We start from the raw sequence: 26,589 nt of genomic DNA, 5'->3' as shown, positions 1-26,589 counted from the left end.
CCGGCGTTCAGCGTGCGACCTTCAGGTCCTTCGCATCCTTCGAGAACTGCACGGCGATCCCGCCGAGCACGCAGATCACGGCGACGTACACCACCGGCGCGAGCGGATTCGACTTCATCATCAGCGACACGATCACGGGCGTCAGGCCGCCGAAGATCGCATACGCGACGTTGTACGAGAACGAGATGCCCGAGAAGCGCACGACGGCGGGGAAGCTGCGCACCATCACGAACGGCACCGCGCCGATCGTGCCGACCATGAAGCCGGCGATCCCGTAGTACAGCGGCAGCGTCGACGCGTCGGCCGCGACCTGCACGAACAGCAGGTAATAGCACGCGGCCAGCACGATGCCGCCGATACCGAGCACGCGCTTCGCGCCGATCCGGCCCGCGAGCGAGCCGGCGGTGATGCAGCCGGCCGTCAGGCACAGCGTCGCGATGCTGTTCGCGAACAGCGTGGTCGCGGGCGCCAGGTGGAACTGCTTCTGCAGCAGCGCGGGCGTCATCAGGATCACGACGACGATCGCCGCCGACAGCATCCACGTGAGCAGCATCGACACGATCACCGCGCGGCCGTGGTCGCGCAGCACGGCCTTCAGCGGGATCTCGGCCGCGAGCGCCTTCTTCGCCTTCATCTCGGCGAACACCGGCGTCTCGTGCAGCCAGCGGCGCAGGTACACGGAGAACAGGCCGAACACGCCGCCGAGCAGGAACGGAATGCGCCACGCGAATGCGGTGACTTCGGCGCCCGAGTAGCGGCTGTTGACGCCTGCCGCGACGAGCGAGCCGAGCAGGATGCCGGCCGTGAGGCCCGCGGTCAGCGTGCCGCACGCATAACCGATGTGGCGCGACGGCACGTGTTCGGATACGAACACCCACGCGCCCGGCACTTCGCCGCCGACCGCCGCGCCCTGCAGCACGCGGAACAGCAGCAGCAACACCGGCGCGAGGATGCCGACCGTGTCGTAGGTCGGCAGCAGGCCCATCAGCAGCGTCGGCACCGACATCATCAGCACGCTCAGCGTGAACATCCGCTTGCGGCCGAACAGGTCGCCGAAGTGCGCCATGATCACGCCGCCGAGCGGACGCGCGAGATAGCCGGCCGCGAAGATGCCGAACGTCTGCAACTGGCGCAGCCAGTCGGGAATGTCGTGCGGAAAGAACAGCTGCCCGATCGCGGGCGCGAAGAACACGAAGATGATGAAGTCGTAGAACTCGAGCGCGCCGCCGAGTGCGGCAAGGCCAAGGGTTTTGTAGTCGCTGCGCGTGAGCGCGCGTTCGGCGGCGCGGGGCACGCCGCTCAATTCGGATGCTTGCATGGTCAGAACGATCGGTATTCGAATGTTGTTGTCGGTGCTGCGTCTCCAGGGCCCGCTATTGGCTGGACTGGCTAGGCGCGCCTGCATCGTCGAAAGTGTGCCGGGCGCCGGATAGGGCGCGCGACACGCGCCATTGCACCGGGATGGGGCGCAACGCAGACGAAGCGTGAAAGCGGGTGGGAGGATTCTACAGGAGCGCGAAATACGCGCGCGCGGGGTTGCGCCGAGGAACGCTTCGGACTTCGCCGGGCGTGAAATGCACGCGGCGCGGCAGGCGGATGAACCGCTTGCCGCGCCGCGCGGGACGGGGGTTCGGGGTTATCAGTTGCCGGCGATCGTATCGACCGGCTTGAACGCGCCGTGCTCGACCTTGTAGATCGTGACCGGCGCATCCTTCAGGTCGCCCTTCGCGTCGTACGCGATGCTCGGCGCCGACACGCCCTTGACCGACACCTTGCCGAGATACGGCGTATAGACTTTCGGGTCGGTCGAGTTCGCGTTCTTCATCGCGGTGAGCAGCGCGATCGTGCCGTCGTACGAGTAGGGCGAGTAGGTGATCACGTCTTCGTTGAAGCGTGCCTTGTAGCGTGCCGCGTAGCCGGCGAAGCCCGGCATCTTCTCTTTCGGCAGCCCGCCCATGTAGACGATCGCGCCTTCGGCCGCTTCGCCGCCCACCTTCAGGAAGGTCGGCGAGCGCGACATCTCGCCGGTCACGAATGCCGACTTCATGCCGAGCTGGCGCATCTTGCGGATCATCGGCGACGATTGCGCATCGCCGCCGCCGTAGAAGATCGCGTCGGGGTTGATGCCCTTCAGGTTGGTCAGGATCGCCGAGAAGTCGAGCGCCTTGTCGTTCGTGAAGTCGCGCTTGACGATCGTGCCGCCCGCGGCCTGCACGGCCTTCGCGAATTCGTCGGCGATGCCCTGGCCGTAGGCCGTGCGGTCGTCGATGATCGCGACGCGCTTGAAGTGCAGCGTCTTCACCGCATATGTGCCGACGATGCGGCCGGCCTGCGCGTCGCTCGTCAGCAGCCGGAAGGTCGTCTTGTAGCCGCGCGCCGTGTATTGCGGCGACGTCGCCATCGAGATCTGCGGCAGCCCCGCGCGATCGTACAGGTCGGACGCCGGAATGCTCGTGCCCGAGTTGAAGTGGCCGATGATCCCGCTGACGTTGTCGTCGATCAGCCGCTGCGCGACGGTGGTGCCGGTGCGCGGGTCGGCCTGGTCGTCCTGCGAGTCGAGCTGGAACGTGACCGGCTTGCCGCCGATCGTCGGATGCGTTGCGTTGAAGTCGGCGATCGCGAGTTGCACGCCCTTCTGCATGTCGGTGCCGTAGTTCGACTGCGGCCCCGTCAGCGGTGCGGCGAAACCGATCTTGACGACGTCGGCGGCGATGGCGTGTGCGCCCGACAGTGCGCAGGCGGCAGCCAGCGCGACGTGCGATACCTTCAGCTTCACTTTCACTTCCCCTTGATGGCGTGGTTGGGCCGCCGCCGGCTGGCTGGCCGGTGCGGTAAGCCGGGCGAGACGTATCGGTTGGCCGGCCTGGATGAAAGCCGTGCGGGCTCGCCGGACGCCGCGCGCTGTGCCGGAATCGGCGTGCGGGGCGGCGGCGGGATGTCGTCTCGTGACCGTTGAGCGAAGTCTAGATAGCGAAAATACGCGCGTCTTGCGCGTTCGGTACGCAGCCGGCGACGATTTCGGCATATCGTCGAATACCCTGATATATGCTTAAATCGTCATTCTCCATGCGCAAACGCGCCAAGACGCGATGCGCCGGCATTTTTAGGATGGCGGGTTCGGGGGCGCGCGGCCGAGCGCCGATGCGGTACACCGGCATCGCGGCACATCGCATCGCGGCGGCGGTGTGACGTGGCGCAACGCGCGGAATGTGCGAAGCGTGCGTCAAAGCGCGGCACACACGCGGCGTAGTCGTTGCGCACACAACCGCATGCGGCACGCCGCCCCGTCGGCCGTCGCCAGCCGACGACTATCCACCGCGATCCGCCGTGCCCGCGGATTGCACTGCTTCCCGGGATCGCCGCCACGCGTTCGAGGGGGCGCTTCTATAATCGACGCCATCAGCCATTCGCTTTGCAGATGCCGGGATGACGACCTTGCTTGCCGTACCGCCCATGAGCCTGTCCGACACATTGCGCTACCATCCCGACAATGCCGATTTCGGCGCGATGCTCGCGCACTTCCGCCTGCTCGAACCGGTGTTCGACGCGCTGCCCGACGTCGCGTTCTTCGTGAAGGACGCGAACGGTCGCTACGCGCTCGTCAATCGCACGCTCGCGATGCGCTGCGGCTACAAGGACAAGCGCGACCTGCTCGGCAAGACGACCGACGAAGCGTTTCCGCGCCGCTTCGGCCGCACCTATTTCGAGCAGGACATGGCGACGATCAACGCCGGCCAGCAACTGATGGACCAGCTCGAGCTGCACCTGTATCCGGGGCGTCAGCCGGGCTGGTGCCTGACCTGCAAGGAGCCGCTGCGCGACGCGGCCGGCAAGGTGGTCGGGCTCGCGGGCATCTCGCGCGACCTGAAGGCGCACGAAGGGTCGCATCCGGCGTACAGCAAGCTCGCCGACGTGGTCCAGCACATCCAGGATCACTATGTTCAGCCGCTGAACCTGAAGCAGCTCGCGCAGATGGCCGGGATGTCGGTCGCGCAGCTGGAACGCTACTTCCACAAGGTGTTTCACCTGACGCCGCGCCAGGTGCTGTTGAAAACGCGGCTCGACGCGGCCACGGCGCTGCTCGTCACGCACGACAAGGTGACGGACGTCGCGGCGTTATGCGGCTATACGGATCACAGCGCGTTCACGCGCCAGTTCAAGGCGACGGTCGGCGTGACGCCGACCGAATACCGGCTGATGCTGCAGGACCGGGCGGGATGACGCGACGCACCGGCCGCGCGCCGGCATGTCGGAAGGATCGGGGTGGGGCTGGAACGGGAAAGCGGCGGCTCAGCGGTAGCCGAGCCCTTTCAGGATGGCCGTGCCGTCTTCGGTGAGCCGGAAGCTCGGTGCCGTATCGGCGTCGAGCTTGATCATCTCGACGAGGCCGGCTTCCTGCAACGCAGGCAATTCGGGTTTGGCGTTCGCACTGATCGGCGCGTGCAGCAGCACGAGCAGCGTCGCGATTTCATGATGGCTGAGGAGACGACGCAGCATCGTCTTCTTCGCAGGGGGTGCGGCCGGGCGGCCCGCGGGTGCTTCTACGGCGCTCATCGCTGTCCTCCATTTCGGGATATCCATCGGGTACTGGTTGCGGATGGTGCCGACGAAGACTTAAGCGATTCTTAAAACCGCGGTGCTGCCGCGGATGCTGCACCGCGGCGAGCGTTACCGGATGTAACCCCCGCCGGGCGGCCGTCTCCGGCCGCAAGCGGGGCGCCTTGCCGGGCGGGCGAAACCCCGGCATTCACCATGATGGTGCGCGAGGCGGTGTGCGTCACCGGGCCGCACCGGTTTTTCAGCCGGTTCGGCGCCGAAACGACACACCATTCCTTCCCTTATTTCCTGCGCTGAGCCTGCGCGGCAAGCCGCACGGCCGCATTCGCCGCGCCGTAGCCGTCGTAGCCGCCGCGCCGCTCGACGATTTCGAGCGAGAAGCGGTTGTCGACCAGTTCCGTGTACGCGTGCAGGAATTCGCCGCCGTGCTCGTCGCGGTCATACAGCAGGTGGTGGGTGCTCAGCGTGTCGATCAGTTCGTCCGGCAGCGCGTAGCGCGCGGCGAGATCGTCGTAGTAGTTCGCCGGAATCCGCAGGAACGGCACGCCGTCGGCGGCGAACGCGGCGATCGTCTTCACGATGTCGTCGGTCCGGAACGCGACGTGATTCAGCCCCGTGCCGTGATAGCGGTCGAGCGATTCGGCGACGGCCGTATGGCGGTCGACCGACGCATTCAGCGCGATCCGCACCGAGCCGTCCGCGCTGCGCACCGCGCGGCTGCGCATCAGCCCGTACGGGTCGGGCACCAGCCAGCTGCGCTCGGCTTCGAAGCCGAATGCCGTCTTGAAGAACAGGATCCACGTGTCGAGCGCGTCGGCCGGCAGCGCGAGGCACACGTGGTCGATACCCGTCAGCGGGCCGACCTCGCTCGGGCCGTCGATGTCGGTCAGCACGAAATCCGATTCATAGAGCGTCGGCGCGTTCGGTGCTTCGTCGACGAAATATTCGAGGCTGCCGTCCGGCGCCTGCACGCTCGGCAGCACGCGCTCGTTCGGGCCGACGCGCCCGGAAAACGGCGCGTAGCCGAAGCCGGCCGCGCGCTCGAACGCCACTTTCGCGTTGTCGACGCGGAACGCCGATGCGCACAGCGACAGCCCGTGCTGCTGGAAGAACGCGTCGGCGAACGAGTCGCGCTCGGCGTTCAGCACGATCGACGCGGCGCCGTGCTGGAACAGCGTCACGTCCTTCGACCGATGGCGGCCCGCGAGCCGGAAGCGCATCCGGCCGAGCCATTCGCCGACGGTGGCCGCCGCCTGCGTGTCCACCGCGAATTCGATGAACTGGAATCCGACGTGCGCGGCCGGCGCCGGCGGCGCGAACAGCGGCTGGCCGGCCGCCGGCGCACGGCCGTCCTGTGCGAGCCGCGCACGCGTCAGCTCTTCCAGATAGAGCAGCGAACGATGGCCGTCGGCGGCCGTGATCGCGGTCGGTGCGGCGCGGAAACCGTCGTTGAAGATCTCGAGCGACAGCGGCCCCGTATAGCCGGACTCGATCACGCGGGCCGTAAAGCGCGCGAGGTCGAAGTCGCCCTGGCCGGGGAACGAGCGGTAGTGGCGGCTCCATTCGAGCACGTCCATCGCCAGTTTCGGTGCGTCGGCGATCTGAACGAACGCGATCCGGTCGCCGGGGATGTCGGCGATCGCGTCGGGCGAATCGTCGAGCGACAACGTATGGAAGCTGTCGAGCGCGAGCCCGAGGTGCGGGCTGTTCACCGCGTTCACGAGCTGCCATGCATGGCTGTACCGGTTCACGACGCGGCCCCACGCGAGCGCCTCGTAGGCGACGATCACGCCGGCTTCTCGCGCCGCCTCGGCAAGCGCGCCGAGCTGGTCGGCCAGCAGCGCATCGTCGGCGATCGTGTCGGGCGACACGTTGCTGCACACCAGGATGCGGTCGGTGCCGAGCGCGTGCATCACGTCGAACTTGCGCCGGACGCGGTCCAGATTGCGGGCGAGCTGGGCGGCGCTCACGCCTTCGAAGTCGCGAAACGGCTGGAACAGCACGATGTCGAGGCCGAGATCGGCGGCCATGCGCCGGACGTCGGCGGGCGATCCGTCGAAGTAGACGAGGTCGTTCTCGAAGATTTCGACGCCGTCGAAACCGGCGGCCTGGATGGCGGCGAGCTTTTCGGCGAGCGTGCCGGACAGTGACACGGTGGCGATCGAGCGCTGCATGGGCGAATCCTGCGGATGAGCGAGGCACGGCGCCGGCCGAATCGGATCAGAATGAACCAGTCGTTGAGTTCCGGGCGAGCGCCATATCCCGAATTTACTAGGGAAGTGAGGCGAATTATACAAACTAACTAGATGGTACAAATTAGCGAAAACCCGAAAAGACAGCGTGCGCGTGCCGGCGCACACTAGCGCCACTTCCCGATGTCACGGGGTTGAGCCGATCATGTTCGGCCCCTGTTTTTGGAGCAGAATCGTCATGAGCAAGTACAAGGTGCTGGTGCTGAACGGCCCGAACCTCAATCTTCTGGGGACCCGCGAGCCCCATATCTACGGCGCGGAAACGCTGGCCGACGTCGAGCAGCGCTGCCATGCGGCGGCCGAGGGGCTCGGGCTGGAGGTCGACTTCCGCCAGTCGAACGCCGAGCACCAGCTGATCGACTGGCTGCATGCCGCGCGCCACGACACCCACGGCATCGTGATCAACCCGGCTGCCTACACGCACACGTCGGTCGCGCTGGCCGACGCGCTTTCCGCGATCGCGAAGCCCGTGATCGAGGTGCATATCTCGAACGTGCATCGCCGTGAGGCATTCCGTCACCACTCGTACGTATCGGCGGTCGCCGAAGCCGTGATCTGCGGCTGCGGTACCGACGGCTACCTGTTTGCGCTGCAGCGTCTGTCGACCCTGTTTGCCCGAGGAGCCGCACGATGAGCCGCCCGTCCTTTCTGATCGGCCTGATCGGCCAGGGTATCGGCGGCTCGCTGTCGCCCGCGATGCATGAGGAAGAAGGATTCCGCCAGGGATTCGGCTACGTCTACCGGCGCATCGATCTCGACGCGCTCGGCCTGACCGTCGACGCACTGCCGCAATTGCTCGATGCCGCGCAGCGGATGGGCTACACCGGGCTGAACATCACGCATCCGTGCAAGCAGCGCGTGATCGAGCACCTCGACGCGCTGTCGGACGACGCGCGCGCGCTCGGCGCGGTGAACACCGTGCTGTTCAAGGACGGCCAGCGGATCGGCTACAACACCGACTGGTCGGGCTTCGCGAAATCGTTCCGCCGCGGGCTGCCCGGCGCGTCGCTCGAACGCGTGGTCCAGCTCGGCGCGGGCGGCGCGGGTGCCGCCGTCGCGCATGCCGCGCTGCAGATGGGCGCGGCCGAGCTGACGATTTTCGACGTCGACGGTACGCGCGCCGCCAGCCTCGCGGCCGAGCTGCAGCAGCGCTTTCCCGCGGCGCGCGTCACGCCGGGCGGCGATCTCGCGGCCGCGATGCAGGCGGCCACGGGCCTGATCCACGCGACGCCGACCGGCATGGCGAAGCACCCCGGCCTGCCGTTGCCGGCCGATCTGCTCCACGCGGGGATGTGGGTGGCCGACATCGTGTATTTCCCGCTCGAAACCGAACTGATCCATGCCGCGCGCGCGGCCGGCTGCGCGACGCTGCCGGGCGGCGGGATGGCCGTGTATCAGGCGGTCGACGCATTCGAGATCTTTACCGGACGCACGCCGGACGCCGAGCGGATGTTCGACCACTTTCAGTCGCTCGTCGCGCGCTGACCCCATCGATACGCAAAAAGAGACCAGGAGACGACCATGCAGCACACCACTCCCACGAACGCCGCGCCCGCGCAGGCGGCCGGCACGGTCCGGCGAACGTCGGCGCGCTACAAGATTCTCGCGCTGCTCGCGATCGGCACGATGATCAACTATCTCGACCGGACCGTGCTGGGGGTCGCTGCGCCGCAGCTCACCAAGGAGCTCGGCATCAACGCGGCGGTGATGGGCGTCATGTTCTCCGCGTTCTCGTGGACGTATGTCGCGGCGCAGGTGCCGGGCGGTCTCTTTCTCGACCGCCTGGGCAGCAAGGTCACCTATTACTGGTCGATGACGCTGTGGTCGCTGTGCACGTTCCTGCAGGGCTTCGTGCCCGGCGTCGGGACGCTGCTCGCGTGCCGGCTCGGCCTCGGCGTCGCGGAGGCGCCGTGCTTCCCGACCAACAGCCGCGTCGTCGCGACGTGGTTTCCGCAGAGCGAGCGCGCGATGGCGACGGGCACCTATACCGTCGGCGAATACATCGGCCTCGCGTTCTTCAGCCCCGTGCTGTTCGCGCTGATGGGCGCGTTCGGCTGGCGCTCGCTGTTCTGGGTCGTTGGCGCGGTCGGCATCGTGTTCGGCCTCGTCTGGTGGAAGTTCTATCACGAGCCGCGCAACCATCCGGGCGCGAACGCCGAGGAGCTCGCGTATATCGAAGCGGGCGGCGGTCTCGTGCACGGCGCACGCAAGGGCGGTGCGGCTGAAAAGGGCGGCAAGGGCGCGCAGAAGCAGTTCAGCTGGTCGATGGCCGGCCGGCTGCTGAAGAAGCGCCAGCTCGCGGGCATCTGCCTCGGCCAGTTCGCCGGCAACTCGACGCTCGTGTTCTTCCTGACCTGGTTTCCGACCTATCTTGCAACCGAACGCCACATGGGCTGGCTGAAGATCGGCTTCTTCGCCGTGATGCCGTTCATCGCCGCGTCGGTCGGCGTGATGTTCGGCGGGATCTTCTCCGACTGGCTGCTGCGTCGCGGCAAGTCGGCGAACATCGCGCGCAAGCTGCCGATCATCGCGGGCCTGCTGCTGGCTTCGACGATCATTCTCGCGAACTACGTGCAGAGCAACGAGGCCGTGATCGCGATCATGTCGGTCGCCTTCTTCGCGCAGGGGATGGCCGCGCTCGGCTGGACCCTCGTGTCGGACATCGCGCCGGACGGCCTGCTCGGCGTGACGGGCGGCATCTTCAACCTGGCGGCGAACCTCGCGGGGATCGTGACGCCGCTCGCCGTCGGCTTCATCGTCGCATCGACCGGCTCGTTCGTCGGCGCGCTCGTGTTCATCGGCGTGATCGCGCTGATCGGCGCGCTGTCGTACATCTTCGTCGTCGGCGACATCAAGCGGATCGAACTGTAAGCACGGCTCCACGCACTTCCGGTGCGTTCGCCCGGCGGCCTCGAAGGCCGCCGGGCTTTTTTGTTTGCGCGCCCGGCCGGCGCGAGCGTCACGCGCGCTGCACGGCAATCCCGAGCGATTCGACCGCCTGCGCGATCGCCGCCACCGCGCGCCGGATGTCGCCGGCATCGATCGCGCCGATGCAGCCGACGCGGAACGTCTCGAGTTGCGTCAGCTTGCCCGGATACAGGATGAAGCCCGCGTCGCGCACCGCGTCGTAGAAGCGGCGGAAATCGTAGGCCGGATGGTCGGGCGCGTGGAACGTGACGATCACCGGCGCCTGCACGCTCGCGTCGAGGAACGGCGCGAAGCCGAGTGCGCGCATCGATTCGACCAGCGTCCGGCAATTCTCCGCATAACGCGCGCCGCGCGCCGGCTGGCCGCCTTCGGCGAGGTACTGGTCGAGCGCGGCGCGCAGCGCGGCGATCACGTGGGTCGGCGGCGTGAAGCGCCACTGGCCCGTCTTGCGCAGATACGCGTACTGGTCGTGAAGATCGAGCGCGAGCGACGGCGAGTTGCCTGCGCAGGCGTCGAGCGCGTCGCGCCGCACGATCGCGAACCCCATTCCCGGCACGCCTTCCAGACATTTGCCGCTTGCCGAAATCAGCGCGTCGATCCCGCTGTCCGCCAGCGCGATCGGCAGCGCGCCGAACGAACTCATCGCGTCGACGATCAGCCGCTTGCCGTGCCGCCGGCACACGGCCGCGATCGCGTCGAGCGGATTCAGGATTCCGGCGCTCGTTTCCAGGTGCACGAGCGCGACGTGCGTGATGCGCGGCTCGCGCGCGAACGCCGCTTCGACGGCCGCCGGGTCGACGGCCGCGTCCTCGCCGAACGGCAGCGCGATCGCGTCGATGCCGAGCCGGCCGAGGATCTTCAGGATGCGCGCGCAATACGCGCCGTTGTCGGGCACGAGCACGACGCCGTCGCGCGGCACCAGCGTGCCGAGCGCGGCTTCGACCGAGAACGTGCCGCTGCCCTGCATCGGTACGCATGCGTACTCGTCGCCGCCGCGCGCGATCGCGACGAGATCCGCGCAGACGCTGGCGGTCAACGCGTTGAACGAGGCGTCCCACGAGCCCCAGTCATGTTGCATTGCGTGGCGTGTTGTGGCGGAGGTGGTGAGTGGGCCGGGCGTGAGCAGAATCGGGTCGGACATGGTTTTTCTCCAGCAATGGTCGGACGAAACGCCGGTCGGCATTTCTGAATGACTTGCATGATATTGGCAAAATGTGTCATTTTTTGGAAATTGTGGCACTCGTCACGGGTTTGTCATCGAACGCTGTGATCCTTCGGTTGCCGCGCGAAACCACCTGCAGCGCGGCAGCGAGGCCGGCCGGTTGTCGGCCTGCCCGACTGAAAGAGCCGGATCGTGCCCCGGCCGCTTGGTGTTCCGCCTACGGAGAAGTGAGATGACACTGCAGAATTCCTCGCGCGCCGCTGCCGGCGCGTTCCGCAAGCTCGCGCTGGCCGCCTGCGCCGCCGGTCTGCTGCAAGGCGTGGCGATGCCCGCGCATGCGGCAAACGCGGTCGTGCTGTATACGGCGGACGGTCTCGAGAACCTGTATCGCGACGTGCTGCCGGCATTCGAGAAGAAGGAAGGCGTCAAGGTCAACATCGTGACGGCGGGTAGCGGCGAAGTCGTCAACCGCGCGAACATCGAAAAGAATTCGCCGAAGGCGGACGTGATCGTCACGCTGCCGCCGTTCATCCAGCAAGCCGGCCAGATGGGCCTGCTGCAGCCGTACCAGAGCGTGAACTACAAGAACGTGCCGGCGATCGCGAAGGCGGAAGACGGCACGTGGGCCACGTTCGTGAACAACTATTTCTCGTTCGCGATCAACCCGGACGTCGTGAAGAACCAGCCGAAGACGTTCGCCGACCTGCTGTCGCCGAGCTATGCCGGCAAGGTCGCGTATTCGAACCCGGCCACCGCCGGCGACGGGATGGCCGTGCTGATCCTGACGACCACGCTGATGGGCGAGGACAAGGCGTTCGACTATCTCGCGAAGCTTTCGCAGAGCGTGAAGTTCCACACCAAGGGCACCGGCTACCTGAACGTGCTGCTGTCGCGTAACGAGATCAGCGTCGCGAACGGCGACCTGCAGATGGACCTCGACGACGCCGAGCATGGCGCGCTGTCCGTCAAGCCGATCTTCCTGGCCGCGAAGGCCGGCGACCAGCCGACCACGTTCCAGCTGCCGTACGGCATCGGCCTGATCAAGAGCGGCCCGAACCAGGACGCCGGCAAGAAGCTGATCGACTACCTGATGTCGACGGAAGTGCAGTCGAAGGTGCCGGACATGTACGGCATCCCGGGTCGCACCGATGTGCCGCTGACCGGCAAGAACGGCGAAGCGGTGAAGAAGGCGATCGCGGGCGTGAAGCTGATCCCGGTCGACTGGAACCAGGTGATGGCGAAGAAGCCGGAGTGGATCGAGCGCTGGAAGAAGGACGTGATCGGCAGCTCGGGCAAGCAGCTCGACGTCGTCAAGCCGAAGTGATCGGCGTACGCCGCCTGTAATAGTGAGCGAGAGGATGAACCCGGTGGAAACCACCCTGACCCATCCCGGCGCATTCGGCGCCGCCGAGCCGCATGCAACGCTGCGGTCCGGCGCGCCGGGCGGCGTGCAGATCGAACACCTGAGCGTGCGCTACGGCGCACGCACGGTGCTGGAAGATCTGTCGCTGTCGATCGGCGCCGGTGAATTTTTGACCGTGCTCGGCAAGAGCGGCTGCGGCAAGACCACGCTGCTGCGCTTCATCGCCGGGTTCGTGAAGGCCGATGGCCTGACCGGCACGCTGACCGTGGCCGGACGCGACCTGACCTATGCGCCGCCGCACAAGCGCAATCTCGGTCTGTTGTTCCAGAATTACGCGCTGTTCCCGCACCTGTCGGTGTTCGAGAACGTCGCCTTCGGGCTGCGCGCCCGCGGCATGGCCTCGTCGGAAGTGACGCGCCGCGTCGCCGACGCGCTGAAGCTCGTGCAGCTCGGCGATGCCGGCCACCACCTGCCCGCGCAGTTGTCGGGCGGGATGCAGCAGCGCGTTGCGCTGGCCCGCGCGCTCGTGATCGAGCCGGACGTGCTGCTGCTCGACGAGCCGCTGTCGGCGCTCGACGCCAACCTGCGCGCATCCGTGCGCAGCGAACTGAAGGCGCTGCACGAGCGCCTGCCGAACCTGACCGTCGTCTGCGTGACGCACGATCGCGACGACGCGCTCGTGCTGTCCGACCGCGCGCTGCTGATGCGCGACGGTCACATCGCGCAGCTCGGCACGCCGCAACAGCTGTACGACGCGCCGCAGGACGGCTACGTCGCGCGCTATCTCGGCCCGGCCAACCTGTTGCCGCCGCGCGTGATTTTCCCGCTCGGCGATCCGCGCCACGAGGTGCGCGACAAGGTGGCATGCGTGCGCCCCGAGCGCCTGACCGTCATGCCGCCGGCGGCCGGCGGCCTGCACGGCACGGTGTCGTCCGTCGAGTGGCAAGGCGCGGATCTGTCGATCTCGGTCGTGATCGACGCGGCGCCCGGCGAACCCGTGCGCGTCACGATGCAACGCGGCCGCGGCGCGGCTCCCGAGCGCGGTGCGCGCGTTTCCCTGCATTGCGAGGCAGACGATGTCGTCCTTATCGAGCCCTGAAGCCGGCCTGCCGCCGCACGTGCTCGCGTCGGCCGCGGCGCACGCCGCCGTCGCGCGGCGCCGCAAGCGCATGGGCGACCTGCACCTGGCCGCACTCGCGATCGTCGTGCTGGGCCCGCTCGTCGTCTATCCGCTGATCCGGCTCGTGCTGCTGAGCGTGTCGGGCGATCACGGGCTGAGTTTCGCCGCGTACCGGACGTTCTTCGGCAATCCCGATACGCGCAACGTGCTGCTGACGACGATCGGCGTGCTGTTCGCGAGCGCCGGCACCGCGTCGGTGCTCGGCGTGCTGCTCGCCGCGCTGTTGTTCTTCAAGCCGTTTCCGGGCGCGTCGCTCGTCACGCGCTTCCTCGAACTGTACGTCGCGTTCCCGTCGTTCCTCGTCGCGTTCACGCTGATCTTCCTGTACGGCTCGCAAGGCTCGATCAGCATCGGGCTGCAGCACCTGTTCCATCTCGAGAATCCGCCGCTCGACTTCCTGTTCGGCATCGGCGGCGTGATTCTCGCGCAGACCGTGTTCTACACGCCGTTCGTCGTGCGCCCGACGCTCGCGTCGTTCGCGACGCTCGACCTGCGCCTGATCGAAGCGGCGCGCAGCCTCGGCGCGTCCGGCTGGATGCTCGCGCGCCGCGTCGTGCTGCCGATCGCGTGGCCGGGCATCGCCGCCGGCACCGTGCTGTGCTTCCTGCTGACGCTCAACGAGTTCGGGATCCTGCTCGTGCTCGGCAGCGCGCGGCTCGTGACGCTGCCGGTCGCGATCTACAGCAGCGCGACCGTCGACCTGGATCTGCCGACCGCGTCGGCCGGCGCGGTCGTGATGCTGGCGCTGTCGCTGGCGCTGTATGCGGTTTATCGCCGGGTGAACCGGCGTGCGACGGGAGGGAACGATGTCCGCTGAATTCCGTATCGGGCAAGCCGTGCCGCGCCACCAGATCGGCTGGGGCGACACGCTGCTCAAGCATGCGTCGCGTGCGGCGCTCGCGCTGGCCGCGTTCGCGTGCTTCTGGCTGTTCGTGCTGCCGGTGGTGGTGGTCGCGCTGTCGAGCGTATCGACGCAATGGTCGGGCACGATCCTGCCGGCCGGCTACAGCCTGCGCTGGTTCGAACGGCTCGGGTCGCCGGAATACGACGCGCTGCTGACGAGCCTCGAAATCGGCTTCGGCGTGTCGGCGATCGGCACGATCCTCGGGCTGTGGCTCGCGCTTGCGCTCGAAGGGCGCGACCGGCGCGGCCTCGGTGCGGTCGTCGATGCGCTCGTGATGGTGCCGAACGGCGTGCCGAGCGTCGTGCTCGGGCTTGCGGTACTGATCGCGTATCACCAGAAGCCGCTCGATCTGTCGAGCTCGGCGGCGATCGTCGTGTTCGTGCAGCTCGCGCTGATCCTGCCGTTCTGCTATCGGTGCGCGGCCGCCGCGCTGCGTCCCGAGCTGACCGTGCTGCGCGAAGCCGCGGCGAGCCTCGGTGCGCCGCCCGCGATGGTGCTGCGCCGCGTGCTGCTGCCGCAGCTCGTGCCGGCGCTGCGCGCGAGCCTCGCGCTCGGTTTCGCGCTGTCGCTCGGCGAACTCGGTGCGACGCTGACCGTTTATCCGCCCGGTTTCGCGACCGTGCCGATCGTCGTGATCGGCCAGGTGGAGCGCGGCTATTACCTGCCCGCATCGGCGCTGTCGCTGCTGATGCTCGGCGCGTCGCTCGCGGCGCTGCTGCTGATCGCCGCGCGCGTGCCGCGCGGCAAGCGGGCGGCATCATGAACGCCGCGTTCGCATTGCGGCAGCCCGGCGAGCAAGCCGCTACGGGCAAGGCGTCGACGGATCTCGCGGGACGTTCCGTCGACGTGAACGGCCGGCGCTACCGCCTGCCGGTCGAACCGACCGTCGTCGTCTGCGTCGACGGCTGCGAGTACGACTATCTCGAACGTGCGGTGGAAGCAGGCGTCGCGCCGTTCATCGGCCGGATGATCGCGGAAGGCACCGCGTGGCGCGCGGACTGCGTCGTGCCGACCTTCACCAACCCGAACAACCTGTCGATCGTCTGCGGCGTGCCGCCGTCGGTCCACGGGATCTGCGGCAACTACTTCTGGGATCCGGCCGCCGACGGCGGTCGCGGCGCCGAAGTGATGATGAACGACCCGGCCTACCTGCGGGCCGGCACGCTGCTCGCGGCGGCGTCCGGCGCCGGTGCGCGGGTCGCGGTGGTCACGGCGAAGGACAAGCTGCGCCGATTGCTCGGCTGGCAGATGAAAGGCATCTGCTTCTCCGCGGAGAAGGCCGCGCAGGCGAACCTCGCGGAAAACGGGATCGTCGACGTGCTCGACTGGGTCGGACTGCCGTCGCCGGACGTATACAGCGCGGCGTTGTCGGAATTCGTGTTCGCGGCCGGCGTGCGGCTCGCGCAGACGCGTCAGGTCGATCTGATGTACCTGTCGACCACCGACTACGTGCAGCACAAGTGCGAACCGGGCAGCGCCGGCGCGAACGCGTTCTACGCGATGATGGACGGTTACCTCGCGCAACTCGACGCGCTCGGCTGGGCGATCGGGCTGACTGCCGATCACGGGATGAACGCGAAGCACGATCCTGCGACGGGCCGCCCGAACGTGATCTATCTGCAGGATGCGTTCGACGGCTGGTATGGCGCGCAGGCCGCGCGCGTGATCCTGCCGATCACCGACCCGTACGTCGTGCACCACGGCGCGCTTGGCTCGTTCGCCACCGTGTACCTGGCGCCCGGCGTCGACCGGGCTGACGCGATGTGGCGCGTGGGCGGGCTCGACGGCGTCGAACTCGTGCTCGACAACGCGGAAGCGGCCGCGCGCTTCGAGTTGCCGTCCGACCGGATCGGCGACCTCGTCGTGATCGCGCGGCGCGACATGACGCTCGGCACGCGCGAGCGCGAACACGATCTGTCCGGCCTGACCGTCCCGCTGCGTTCGCACGGCGGCGTGTCCGAGCAGGAAGTGCCGTTGCTGTTCAACCGCCGGATCGAGCGGGACGACCCTGCGCGTCGTCCGCGCAACTTCGACGTTTTCGATTTCGTGCTGAACCGGATCCCATCGTGATGGCTCATCCCCGACAGGATCACCCCGCGTTTCGCGCCGAGGCGCTGCGCTGGTGCGGCACGCGCGCGACGCGCGAGCGCGTGTTCGACGTCACCGATCCGTATACCGGCACGCGTGTCGGGACGGCGCCGCTGGCGAGCGTCGACGACGTGCGCGCCGCGTTCGACTACGCGATGGCGTACCGGCCGACGCTCACGCGCTACGAACGTTCGCAGATCCTCGAGCGCGCGGCCGCGCTGCTGCGCGAGCGTACCGAGGAGGCATCGGATCTGATCACGCTCGAATCGGGGTTGTCGAAACGGGATTCGCGCTACGAAATCGGCCGCGTCGCCGACGTGCTGAAGTTCGCGTCGGTCGAAGCGCTGCGCGACGACGCGCAGAGCTTCTCGTGCGACCTGACGCCTCACGGCAAGGCGCGCCGCGTGTTCTCGCAGCGGCAGCCGCTCGACGGCGTGATCGTCGCGATCACGCCGTTCAACCATCCGATGAACCAGGTTGCGCACAAGATCGCGCCGGCGATCGCGACCAACAACCGGGTGATCGTGAAGCCGTCCGAGAAGGTGCCGCTGTCGGCGTTCTATCTGGCGGACCTGCTCTACGAGGCCGGCTTGCCCGAGCCGATGCTGCAGGTGTTGACCGGCGATCCGCGCGAAATCGCGGACGAACTCGTCACGCATCCGCATGCGTCGCTGATTACCTTTACGGGCGGCGTGTCGATCGGCAAGGCGATCGCCGCTCGGGCCGGCTACCGGCGCATCGTGCTGGAGCTGGGCGGCAACGATCCGCTGATCGTGCTCGACGATGCCGATCTCGAGCGGGCGACGTCGCTGGCCGTGTTCGGTTCGTACCGGAATTCGGGTCAGCGCTGCACGGCCGTCAAGCGGATGCTGGTGCAGCGCTCGATTGCGCCGGCATTCACCGAGCTGCTCGTCGAGAAGACGCGCGCCTGGACGTACGGCGATCCGTTCGATCCCGCGAACGAGATGGGCACGGTGATCGACGACGCGGCGGCGCGGCTGTTCGAGGCGCGGGTGAACGAGGCGGTCGCGCAGGGCGCACGCCTGCTGACCGGCAACGTGCGGCGCGGCGCGCTCTATGCGCCGACCGTGCTCGACAACGTCGATCCGTCGATGACGATCGTGCGCGAGGAGACCTTTGGCCCGGTATCGCCCGTGATCGCGTTCGACACGATCGACGACGCGATCCGGATCAGCAACGGGACGGCGTTCGGGCTGTCGTCGGGGCTCTGCACGGACAGCACGGCCGCGGTCGTGCGATTCGTGAACGAGCTGAACGTCGGCACGGTGAACGTCTGGGAAGTGCCTGGATACCGGATCGAGCTGTCGCCGTTCGGCGGGATCAAGGATTCGGGGCTTGGTTATAAGGAAGGCGTTCAGGAAGCGATGAAGAGCTTCACGAACCTGAAGACGTTTTCGCTGCCTTGGGAGTAAGCGGATGGCATTGACTGTCGAAGAGATTCACGAGTTGTATCGCGAGCACGGCCACGTCGCCTATAGCGGCGAACCGGTCACGCAACTGGAGCATGCGTTGCAGAGCGGCTTGCTGGCGGAAGAAGCGGGCGCCGACGAAGCGCTGGTCGCGGCGGCATTCCTGCACGACCTCGGGCATCTGTTGAACCGGCAGGGCGAGACGCCGAGCGCCCGCGGAATCGACGACCTGCATCAGTATTACGTGCTGCCGTTCCTGCGACCGTTGTTCACCGATGCGGTGCTGGAGCCGATCCGGCTGCACGTCGATGCGAAGCGGTGCCTGTGCCGGACGGACGCCGGCTACTTCGAGAGCTTGTCGCCGGACTCGGTGCGCAGCCTCGGGCTGCAGGGCGGCATCTTCAGTGAAGAGGAGACGGCGGCATTCCTGCAGCGCCCGTTCGCGGAGGATGCGCTGCGTCTGCGCCGCTGGGACGATACGGCCAAGGAAGCAGGCAAGGCGACGCCGAGTCTCGATCACTATATGGAGATAGTCGCGCGCCAGGTGCGCGTGGCCTGACGATTCGGTTATCTCTATTTTTCAAGGCCCCGCACGCGGCAGCGTGCGGGGCCTTGAATTTTTTCGAGAAACCCCTTGCGCGCTCGGCGGCGACTGCTTAGAATCACGCCTCTTTCGCGCTAACGGAAACGCGGCGCGGGAGGAAGGAAGGGAAGCGGTGCGGTCGAGGTTGTTGTCGAGCCTTGGCGCACACGGAGTTGACCCCCAGCCGTCGCGACGAAGCAGTTAAAAATGTTGTTGACGATCTGGAAAAAGCGGTTCATAATCTCGCTTCTCTGCTGCTGAAAACGCAGCGCTGCTGAGAAACACGAAGTTCCTCGCAGAAATGCTCTTTAAAAATTAACAGCCGATAAGTGTGGGCGCTTGATGGACGCGAACTGATCCTCGGATCAGATAGCGAAAGTATCAAGAGTCTCACACTAAAGTAAGTCAGGTTTATGAAGCAATTCATATTCCTGTCAGCTTTGAGTGAGCGACCGGTTCGAAAGAACCGAAAACAGTAACAGGTTTAAACTGAAGAGTTTGATCCTGGCTCAGATTGAACGCTGGCGGCATGCCTTACACATGCAAGTCGAACGGCAGCACGGGTGCTTGCACCTGGTGGCGAGTGGCGAACGGGTGAGTAATACATCGGAACATGTCCTGTAGTGGGGGATAGCCCGGCGAAAGCCGGATTAATACCGCATACGATCTCTGGATGAAAGCGGGGGACCTTCGGGCCTCGCGCTATAGGGTTGGCCGATGGCTGATTAGCTAGTTGGTGGGGTAAAGGCCTACCAAGGCGACGATCAGTAGCTGGTCTGAGAGGACGACCAGCCACACTGGGACTGAGACACGGCCCAGACTCCTACGGGAGGCAGCAGTGGGGAATTTTGGACAATGGGCGAAAGCCTGATCCAGCAATGCCGCGTGTGTGAAGAAGGCCTTCGGGTTGTAAAGCACTTTTGTCCGGAAAGAAATCCTTGACCCTAATATGGTCGGGGGATGACGGTACCGGAAGAATAAGCACCGGCTAACTACGTGCCAGCAGCCGCGGTAATACGTAGGGTGCAAGCGTTAATCGGAATTACTGGGCGTAAAGCGTGCGCAGGCGGTTTGCTAAGACCGATGTGAAATCCCCGGGCTCAACCTGGGAACTGCATTGGTGACTGGCAGGCTAGAGTATGGCAGAGGGGGGTAGAATTCCACGTGTAGCAGTGAAATGCGTAGAGATGTGGAGGAATACCGATGGCGAAGGCAGCCCCCTGGGCCAATACTGACGCTCATGCACGAAAGCGTGGGGAGCAAACAGGATTAGATACCCTGGTAGTCCACGCCCTAAACGATGTCAACTAGTTGTTGGGGATTCATTTCCTTAGTAACGTAGCTAACGCGTGAAGTTGACCGCCTGGGGAGTACGGTCGCAAGATTAAAACTCAAAGGAATTGACGGGGACCCGCACAAGCGGTGGATGATGTGGATTAATTCGATGCAACGCGAAAAACCTTACCTACCCTTGACATGGTCGGAATCCTGCTGAGAGGCGGGAGTGCTCGAAAGAGAACCGGCGCACAGGTGCTGCATGGCTGTCGTCAGCTCGTGTCGTGAGATGTTGGGTTAAGTCCCGCAACGAGCGCAACCCTTGTCCTTAGTTGCTACGCAAGAGCACTCTAAGGAGACTGCCGGTGACAAACCGGAGGAAGGTGGGGATGACGTCAAGTCCTCATGGCCCTTATGGGTAGGGCTTCACACGTCATACAATGGTCGGAACAGAGGGTTGCCAACCCGCGAGGGGGAGCTAATCCCAGAAAACCGATCGTAGTCCGGATTGCACTCTGCAACTCGAGTGCATGAAGCTGGAATCGCTAGTAATCGCGGATCAGCATGCCGCGGTGAATACGTTCCCGGGTCTTGTACACACCGCCCGTCACACCATGGGAGTGGGTTTTACCAGAAGTGGCTAGTCTAACCGCAAGGAGGACGGTCACCACGGTAGGATTCATGACTGGGGTGAAGTCGTAACAAGGTAGCCGTATCGGAAGGTGCGGCTGGATCACCTCCTTTCCAGAGCTTCTCGCCAAGTTGAGCGCTCACGCTTATCGGCTGTAAATTAAAGACAGACTCAGGGGTCTGTAGCTCAGTCGGTTAGAGCACCGTCTTGATAAGGCGGGGGTCGTTGGTTCGAATCCAACCAGACCCACCATTGTCTGGCGGTAACACACCTGAGGGTATCTGTACTCAAATGGGGGCATAGCTCAGCTGGGAGAGCACCTGCTTTGCAAGCAGGGGGTCGTCGGTTCGATCCCGTCTGCCTCCACCAATCTTCAATGACAAGCGTTCGAACGAAGCGTTGTTCGAGTCTTTGTCATTGGCGATTGAGCCAGTCAGAGCGGTACGAAAGTATCGGCTGTCGTTCTTTAACAATCTGGAAGAAGCAAGTAATTTGGATAGCGGAAGCGTCTCGAGATGGACGTGGAAGTTATCCGGGTTGTGATTGTATCGATGTATCTCAAGATGATTCGAACTTAATGTTCGGCTCAATTGGAATACGGCACAACGCGAGAACTCAACCTGTAACGAGACAGACTCGTTATAGGGTCAAGCGAACAAGTGCATGTGGTGGATGCCTTGGCGATCACAGGCGATGAAGGACGCGGTAGCCTGCGAAAAGCTACGGGGAGCTGGCAAACGAGCTTTGATCCGTAGATGTCCGAATGGGGAAACCCACTCCTTTTGGAGTATCCATAGCTGAATACATAGGCTATGCGAAGCGAACGCGGTGAACTGAAACATCTAAGTAACCGCAGGAAAAGAAATCAACCGAGATTCCCAAAGTAGTGGCGAGCGAAATGGGATGAGCCTTGCACTCTTTATTTGTATTGTTAGCCGAACGCTCTGGAAAGTGCGGCCATAGCAGGTGATAGCCCTGTAGGCGAAAGCAGTATGAAAGAACTAGGTGTGCGACAAGTAGGGCGGGACACGTGAAATCCTGTCTGAAGATGGGGGGACCATCCTCCAAGGCTAAATACTCGTGATCGACCGATAGTGAACCAGTACCGTGAGGGAAAGGCGAAAAGAACCCCGGGAGGGGAGTGAAATAGATCCTGAAACCGCATGCATACAAACAGTCGGAGCCTCGCAAGGGGTGACGGCGTACCTTTTGTATAATGGGTCAGCGACTTACGTTCAGTAGCAAGCTTAACCGTATAGGGCAGGCGTAGCGAAAGCGAGTCCGAATAGGGCGTTCAGTTGCTGGGCGTAGACCCGAAACCAAGTGATCTATCCATGGCCAGGATGAAGGTGCGGTAACACGTACTGGAGGTCCGAACCCACTAACGTTGAAAAGTTAGGGGATGAGCTGTGGATAGGGGTGAAAGGCTAAACAAACTTGGAAATAGCTGGTTCTCTCCGAAAACTATTTAGGTAGTGCCTCGTGTCTCACCTTCGGGGGTAGAGCACTGTCATGGTTGGGGGGTCTATTGCAGATTACCCCGCCATAGCAAACTCCGAATACCGAAGAGTGCAATCACGGGAGACAGACATCGGGTGCTAACGTCCGGTGTCAAGAGGGAAACAACCCAGACCGCCAGCTAAGGTCCCCAAATATAGCTAAGTGGGAAACGAAGTGGGAAGGCTAAAACAGTCAGGAGGTTGGCTTAGAAGCAGCCACCCTTTAAAGAAAGCGTAATAGCTCACTGATCGAGTCGTCCTGCGCGGAAGATGTAACGGGGCTAAGCTATATACCGAAGCTGCGGATGCACATTTATGTGCATGGTAGGAGAGCGTTCTGTAAGCCTGCGAAGGTGTCTCGGAAGGGATGCTGGAGGTATCAGAAGTGCGAATGCTGACATGAGTAGCGATAAAGGGGGTGAAAGGCCCCCTCGCCGTAAGCCCAAGGTTTCCTACGCAACGTTCATCGGCGTAGGGTGAGTCGGCCCCTAAGGCGAGGCAGAAATGCGTAGCTGATGGGAAGCAGGTCAATATTCCTGCACCATTGTTAGATGCGATGGGGGGACGGATCGCGGAAGGTTGTCCGGGTGTTGGAAGTCCCGGTCGCTGCATTGGAGAAGGCGCTTAGGCAAATCCGGGCGCAGGATTCAAGGGTGTGGCGCGAGCTCCCTAGGGAGCGAAGCAATTGGAAGTGGTTCCAAGAAAAGCCTCTAAGCTTCAGTCTAACGATGACCGTACCGCAAACCGACACAGGTGGGCGAGATGAGTATTCTAAGGCGCTTGAGAGAACTCGGGAGAAGGAACTCGGCAAATTGGTACCGTAACTTCGGGATAAGGTACGCCCTTGTAGCTTGATGCGCCTGCGCGCAGAGGGTGAAGGGGTTGCAATAAACTGGTGGCTGCGACTGTTTAATAAAAACACAGCACTCTGCAAACACGAAAGTGGACGTATAGGGTGTGACGCCTGCCCGGTGCCGGAAGATTAAATGATGGGGTGCAAGCTCTTGATTGAAGTCCCGGTAAACGGCGGCCGTAACTATAACGGTCCTAAGGTAGCGAAATTCCTTGTCGGGTAAGTTCCGACCTGCACGAATGGCGTAACGATGGCCACACTGTCTCCTCCCGAGACTCAGCGAAGTTGAAGTGTTTGTGATGATGCAATCTACCCGCGGCTAGACGGAAAGACCCCATGAACCTTTACTGTAGCTTTGCATTGGACTTTGAACCGATCTGTGTAGGATAGGTGGGAGGCTATGAAACCGGAACGCTAGTTTCGGTGGAGCCGTCCTTGAAATACCACCCTGGTTTGTTTGAGGTTCTAACCTTGGCCCGTGATCCGGGTCGGGGACAGTGCATGGTAGGCAGTTTGACTGGGGCGGTCTCCTCCCAAAGCGTAACGGAGGAGTACGAAGGTACGCTAGGTACGGTCGGAAATCGTGCTGATAGTGCAATGGCATAAGCGTGCTTAACTGCGAGACCGACAAGTCGAGCAGGTGCGAAAGCAGGTCATAGTGATCCGGTGGTTCTGTATGGAAGGGCCATCGCTCAACGGATAAAAGGTACTCTGGGGATAACAGGCTGATACCGCCCAAGAGTTCATATCGACGGCGGTGTTTGGCACCTCGATGTCGGCTCATCTCATCCTGGGGCTGTAGCCGGTCCCAAGGGTATGGCTGTTCGCCATTTAAAGAGGTACGTGAGCTGGGTTTAAAACGTCGTGAGACAGTTTGGTCCCTATCTGCCGTGGGCGTTGGATATTTGAAGGGGGCTGCTCCTAGTACGAGAGGACCGGAGTGGACGAACCTCTGGTGTACCGGTTGTCACGCCAGTGGCATCGCCGGGTAGCTATGTTCGGAAGAGATAACCGCTGAAAGCATCTAAGCGGGAAACTCGCCTTAAGATGAGATATCCCTGGGGACTAGATCCCCTTGAAGGGTCGTTCGAGACCAGGACGTTGATAGGTCAGGTGTGTAAGCGCAGTAATGCGTTCAGCTAACTGATACTAATTGCCCGTAAGGCTTGATCCTATAACAAGTCTGCCTTGTAGATCGGCGCGGTGCGAAGGCACTGAGCAGGATCCAGGCGACAGGTTGGATGCTCGTGTGTGATACACACAACCAAGATTACTGCTTCTTCCAGGATTGGTCGCGTTGCGAAGCAGCGCGGCAACCCTCTTTGCCTGATGACCATAGCGAGTCGGTCCCACCCCTTCCCATCCCGAACAGGACCGTGAAACGACTCTACGCCGATGATAGTGCGGATACCCGTGTGAAAGTAGGTAATCGTCAGGCTCCCTAAGCCGAGAACCCCCGCCCGAACAGGCGGGGGTTTTTGCATTGGTGCGACCGGAAATGCATGCGACGGTGCGGAGGCGATTCGGCCTTCAAGCGCCGCCAAGCTCGTGAATCGGCCAAACGCGACAGACGCTCCCCGGCGACACATCGATCTCCAGCATCACGATCGCGCGGGGCAAGCAACAACCCCGACTCCATTGGAACTGAGCCATGGCACGGCCATGACGATGCGCTTCTCGCTGCTCAAGCCATCAAGGCGAGCACCCGAATCAACAGTTCATCGGTTATCTTTGGGTATTCGTGCCCATATCGACTCAATCTCCTGTCAAACGTTGAGGTCGAATGCTGATGTTGATCGCATCCTCTTCCTGTCTTTCTTCATCGTTGACGAATTCCTTCGGGCAATACCAATGAAAAAGCTCGTACCGCTTCTGCTCAGTTTCTCTCTGCTCGGATGCGCGGCACAGCATCAAACCAGCTGCGTGCGTGCGCCATTTCACGCGAAATTCCAGGATGCAGACGGCGATGTCGGCCCGTTCGCCAATATGAAGTTTTCGCTGATCCGAGTGTCCGATGGTGTCGTGGTCTATCGCGGAACAACTGATGCGCAGGGCCGTGCGGAGTGGAGCGATGCATGCCGCGGCGAGCAATACACGATTCGCCAGGATGGCCTGATTGGCGAATAACCTCGGCGATTGTCCGTGATATTGGCGATAAAAGTCGTTATCCTCATCCAGGCTGCGCGCATGGCTGCTGCTCAAGCGGAATAAAATCTATGCGCATAAAGTCGTTCCAGGATCATGGGCCTGCAAAGCAGAGTTCGGACGCTTCGGGGTAATATCGCCACTCGTCCCGGCCGCCACCTGTGCGGCGGCCGGCGTGTCCCGCCTTCCGTAACTGCATCGTTCATGACTTCCAGCTCTGCCCAGAGTGGTCGGACGACCGACTTCTTGCCGTATCTCGTCGCCGCGACCTTCTTCATGGAGTACCTCGACACGACCGTGATCGCGACCGCTCTACCGCAAATGGCGCGCTCCTTCGGCGTCGGGCCGAATGCGCTGAGCCTCGGGATGACGGCCTACATGCTGGCGCTCGCGGTGTTCATTCCGATCAGTGGCTGGATCGCGGACCGATATGGGTCGCGCACGGTATTCGGCAGCGCGATCGTCATTTTTACCGGCGCATCGATACTGTGCGGGCTGTCAAACGGCGTTGGGACGTTTACTGCCGCGCGGTTGTTGCAGGGTGTCGGCGGGGCGATGATGGTGCCGGTCGGGCGGATGATCGTCGTGCGCGGCACCGAGAAGGCGCGCTTGATGCGCGCGATCGCGACGATCACGTGGCCGGGCATCGTTGCGCCGGTCGTCGGGCCGCCGATCGGCGGTTTCATCACGACGTATGCATCGTGGCGCTGGATCTTCCTGTTGAACGTGCCGCTCGGTCTCGCCGCGCTCGTCTGTACGTGGCTGATCGTCCGGAATACGCGCGCGGAGGAACAGCGTCCGCTCGACTGGGTCGGCTTCGTGCTGGCGGGCGGGGCGCTGACGTGTCTGCTGCTCGGCACCGAAACGGCCGGCCAGCAGGACGTGCAGCTCACGCGTGCAGCGGCGCTCGTCGGCGCCAGCGTGCTGTTCGGTATTGCCGCGTGGTTGCATGCGCGGCGTTGTGCGCATCCGCTGCTCGATTTCACGACGCTGAAGGTGCCGACTTTCTCGGTGACGGTGCTCACCGGATCGATCACGCGCGTCGCGGTCAATGCGGTGCCGTACCTGCTGCCGCTGTTGTTCCAGATCGGTTTCGGACTGTCGCCGTTCCAGTCCGGTCTGCTGCTGCTCGCGAGTGCGCTCGGCAATCTGGGCATGAAGGCGGGCACGTCGTGGATACTCGACCGTTTCGGTTTCCGGCGCGTTGCGCTCGTCGACGTGACGATCGTCGGTTTCTGCACGATTGCATGCGGCTGGCTGACCGCATCGACGCCGCTGACAATGACTCTGCTGATCGTATTCGTCTACGGGCTCACACGTTCGATGCAGTTCACGACGCTTGCGACGCTCGCCTACGCCGACATTCCGTCTCACCAGACCAGTGCGGCGAGCACGCTGTGGAGTGCGGCTCAGCAGATGACGATCGGGATGGGGATTGCGTTCGGCGCGCTGGCGTTGCGGCTCGCGGCGCTGGTGCGCGGCGACGCGGCCGGTATTCACTATGTGCTCGACGACTTCCGTTGGGCGTTCGTTGCCGCCGGCGTGCTCGCGTTGCTGACGTTGCCGGGCTATGTACGGCTTGCGTCCGATGCGGGGGACCGGCTGCGCGCGAGTGCGGCGCGAGGGTAGGTCGAGTAGTCGATCGCATGCGGAGGGCGACAGAGGCGTACTGTTGCCCCCGGCACTCACCGGACGCTTCGATTCACCGCCAGCGGGATTGTCCGGTACGCATCGACTTC

General features: G+C 64.0%; 18 protein-coding genes, 2 tRNA genes and 3 rRNA genes. 18 read left to right on the top strand and 5 right to left on the bottom strand.

Going from position 1 to position 26,589, the window contains the following annotated elements; genetic code table 11:
* Window positions 1-7: 7 nt before the first annotated feature.
* Together DCN14_RS12975 and DCN14_RS12970 are read right to left on the bottom strand one after the other, a co-directional pair.
* Window positions 8-1,318, bottom strand: coding sequence for an MFS transporter (locus tag DCN14_RS12975; protein ID WP_096506629.1), 1,311 nt, complete (start codon window positions 1,316-1,318; stop codon window positions 8-10).
* Between the two features lie 321 nt (window positions 1,319-1,639).
* The gene (locus DCN14_RS12970) at window positions 1,640-2,776 is read right to left on the bottom strand and encodes a branched-chain amino acid ABC transporter substrate-binding protein (RefSeq protein ID WP_096506656.1); all 1,137 of its coding nucleotides are present in this window, start codon (window positions 2,774-2,776) and stop codon (window positions 1,640-1,642) included.
* A gap of 650 nt (window positions 2,777-3,426) precedes the next feature.
* Here DCN14_RS12970 and DCN14_RS12960 point away from each other — a divergent pair.
* A complete protein-coding gene (locus DCN14_RS12960) occupies window positions 3,427-4,221 on the top strand; it encodes an AraC family transcriptional regulator (protein ID WP_096506631.1) in 795 nt (264 codons plus the stop codon).
* A 69-nt stretch (window positions 4,222-4,290) separates the two neighbouring features.
* Here the strand turns inward: DCN14_RS12960 and DCN14_RS12955 are convergent, their stop codons facing one another.
* On the bottom strand, window positions 4,291-4,554 hold the full coding sequence (locus DCN14_RS12955; protein WP_096506632.1) for a hypothetical protein: 264 nt from the start codon (window positions 4,552-4,554) through the stop codon (window positions 4,291-4,293).
* Between the two features lie 284 nt (window positions 4,555-4,838).
* Window positions 4,839-6,731 carry a sugar phosphate isomerase/epimerase and 4-hydroxyphenylpyruvate domain-containing protein gene (locus DCN14_RS12950; protein ID WP_096506633.1) on the bottom strand — a complete coding sequence of 631 codons (1,893 nt, stop codon included), beginning with the start codon at window positions 6,729-6,731 and terminating at the stop codon, window positions 4,839-4,841.
* A gap of 256 nt (window positions 6,732-6,987) precedes the next feature.
* On the opposite strand from DCN14_RS12950, the gene aroQ reads away from it, so the two are divergent.
* Genes aroQ through DCN14_RS12935 form a run of 3 tightly spaced genes read left to right on the top strand, consistent with a single transcriptional unit; the run spans window position 6,988 to window position 9,680 of the window.
* Window positions 6,988-7,443 carry a type II 3-dehydroquinate dehydratase gene (gene aroQ / locus DCN14_RS12945; RefSeq protein ID WP_096506634.1) on the top strand — a complete coding sequence of 152 codons (456 nt, stop codon included), beginning with the start codon at window positions 6,988-6,990 and terminating at the stop codon, window positions 7,441-7,443.
* The gene (locus DCN14_RS12940; protein ID WP_096506635.1) at window positions 7,440-8,294 is read left to right on the top strand and encodes a shikimate dehydrogenase; all 855 of its coding nucleotides are present in this window, start codon (window positions 7,440-7,442) and stop codon (window positions 8,292-8,294) included. Before aroQ ends, DCN14_RS12940 begins: the two co-directional genes overlap by 4 nt.
* A gap of 36 nt (window positions 8,295-8,330) precedes the next feature.
* Window positions 8,331-9,680, top strand: a complete 1,350-nt coding sequence (locus DCN14_RS12935; protein WP_096506636.1) for an MFS transporter — start codon at window positions 8,331-8,333, stop codon at window positions 9,678-9,680.
* 88 nt (window positions 9,681-9,768) lie between these two features.
* Here the strand turns inward: DCN14_RS12935 and DCN14_RS12930 are convergent, their stop codons facing one another.
* Window positions 9,769-10,878 carry a 2-aminoethylphosphonate--pyruvate transaminase gene (locus DCN14_RS12930; RefSeq protein ID WP_096506637.1) on the bottom strand — a complete coding sequence of 370 codons (1,110 nt, stop codon included), beginning with the start codon at window positions 10,876-10,878 and terminating at the stop codon, window positions 9,769-9,771.
* A gap of 253 nt (window positions 10,879-11,131) precedes the next feature.
* Here DCN14_RS12930 and phnS point away from each other — a divergent pair, with 253 nt between their 5' ends.
* The 14 genes from phnS (at window position 11,132) to DCN14_RS12860 (ending at window position 26,479) form a co-directional block, all read left to right on the top strand.
* Window positions 11,132-12,223: a 2-aminoethylphosphonate ABC transporter substrate-binding protein gene (gene phnS, locus DCN14_RS12925; protein WP_096506638.1), complete on the top strand. Its 1,092-nt coding sequence runs from the start codon at window positions 11,132-11,134 to the stop codon at window positions 12,221-12,223.
* Window positions 12,224-12,257: 34 nt separating this feature from the next.
* Window positions 12,258-13,361, top strand: coding sequence for a 2-aminoethylphosphonate ABC transport system ATP-binding subunit PhnT (phnT, locus tag DCN14_RS12920; protein WP_096506639.1), 1,104 nt, complete (start codon window positions 12,258-12,260; stop codon window positions 13,359-13,361).
* Window positions 13,339-14,259, top strand: coding sequence for a 2-aminoethylphosphonate ABC transporter permease subunit (locus tag DCN14_RS12915; protein ID WP_096506640.1), 921 nt, complete (start codon window positions 13,339-13,341; stop codon window positions 14,257-14,259). The genes phnT and DCN14_RS12915 overlap by 23 nt, the downstream gene beginning before the upstream one ends.
* On the top strand, window positions 14,249-15,109 hold the full coding sequence (gene phnV / locus DCN14_RS12910; RefSeq protein ID WP_096506641.1) for a 2-aminoethylphosphonate ABC transport system, membrane component PhnV: 861 nt from the start codon (window positions 14,249-14,251) through the stop codon (window positions 15,107-15,109). Before DCN14_RS12915 ends, phnV begins: the two co-directional genes overlap by 11 nt.
* Window positions 15,106-16,416 carry a phosphonoacetate hydrolase gene (gene phnA, locus DCN14_RS12905; RefSeq protein WP_096506642.1) on the top strand — a complete coding sequence of 437 codons (1,311 nt, stop codon included), beginning with the start codon at window positions 15,106-15,108 and terminating at the stop codon, window positions 16,414-16,416. The genes phnV and phnA overlap by 4 nt, the downstream gene beginning before the upstream one ends.
* Window positions 16,413-17,867, top strand: a complete 1,455-nt coding sequence (phnY, locus tag DCN14_RS12900; RefSeq protein ID WP_096506643.1) for a phosphonoacetaldehyde dehydrogenase — start codon at window positions 16,413-16,415, stop codon at window positions 17,865-17,867. Before phnA ends, phnY begins: the two co-directional genes overlap by 4 nt.
* Before the next feature lie 4 nt (window positions 17,868-17,871).
* A complete protein-coding gene (locus DCN14_RS12895; protein WP_096506644.1) occupies window positions 17,872-18,423 on the top strand; it encodes a phosphonate degradation HD-domain oxygenase in 552 nt (183 codons plus the stop codon).
* A 510-nt stretch (window positions 18,424-18,933) separates the two neighbouring features.
* Window positions 18,934-20,466, top strand: a 16S ribosomal RNA gene (locus DCN14_RS12890).
* 62 nt (window positions 20,467-20,528) lie between these two features.
* Window positions 20,529-20,605, top strand: a tRNA-Ile gene (locus DCN14_RS12885).
* A 41-nt stretch (window positions 20,606-20,646) separates the two neighbouring features.
* Window positions 20,647-20,722: transfer RNA gene (locus tag DCN14_RS12880), tRNA-Ala, on the top strand.
* 276 nt (window positions 20,723-20,998) lie between these two features.
* Window positions 20,999-23,879, top strand: a 23S ribosomal RNA gene (locus DCN14_RS12875).
* A 151-nt stretch (window positions 23,880-24,030) separates the two neighbouring features.
* Window positions 24,031-24,143, top strand: a 5S ribosomal RNA gene (rrf, locus tag DCN14_RS12870).
* Together the 16S, 23S and 5S rRNA genes with 2 tRNA genes alongside form the textbook arrangement of a ribosomal RNA operon.
* 224 nt (window positions 24,144-24,367) lie before the next feature.
* Window positions 24,368-24,832, top strand: coding sequence for a hypothetical protein (locus DCN14_RS12865; protein WP_143331714.1), 465 nt, complete (start codon window positions 24,368-24,370; stop codon window positions 24,830-24,832).
* A gap of 222 nt (window positions 24,833-25,054) precedes the next feature.
* Window positions 25,055-26,479 carry a DHA2 family efflux MFS transporter permease subunit gene (locus tag DCN14_RS12860; protein ID WP_096507776.1) on the top strand — a complete coding sequence of 475 codons (1,425 nt, stop codon included), beginning with the start codon at window positions 25,055-25,057 and terminating at the stop codon, window positions 26,477-26,479.
* The last annotated feature ends 110 nt before the right edge of the window (window positions 26,480-26,589 follow it).

Source organism: Burkholderia sp. IDO3, assembly GCF_003366075.1.
Taxonomy (GTDB): Bacteria; Pseudomonadota; Gammaproteobacteria; order Burkholderiales; family Burkholderiaceae; genus Burkholderia; species Burkholderia anthina.
The sequence above is the reverse complement of the archived record's forward strand: the minus strand, read 5'-3'. Positions and strand labels throughout refer to the sequence as shown.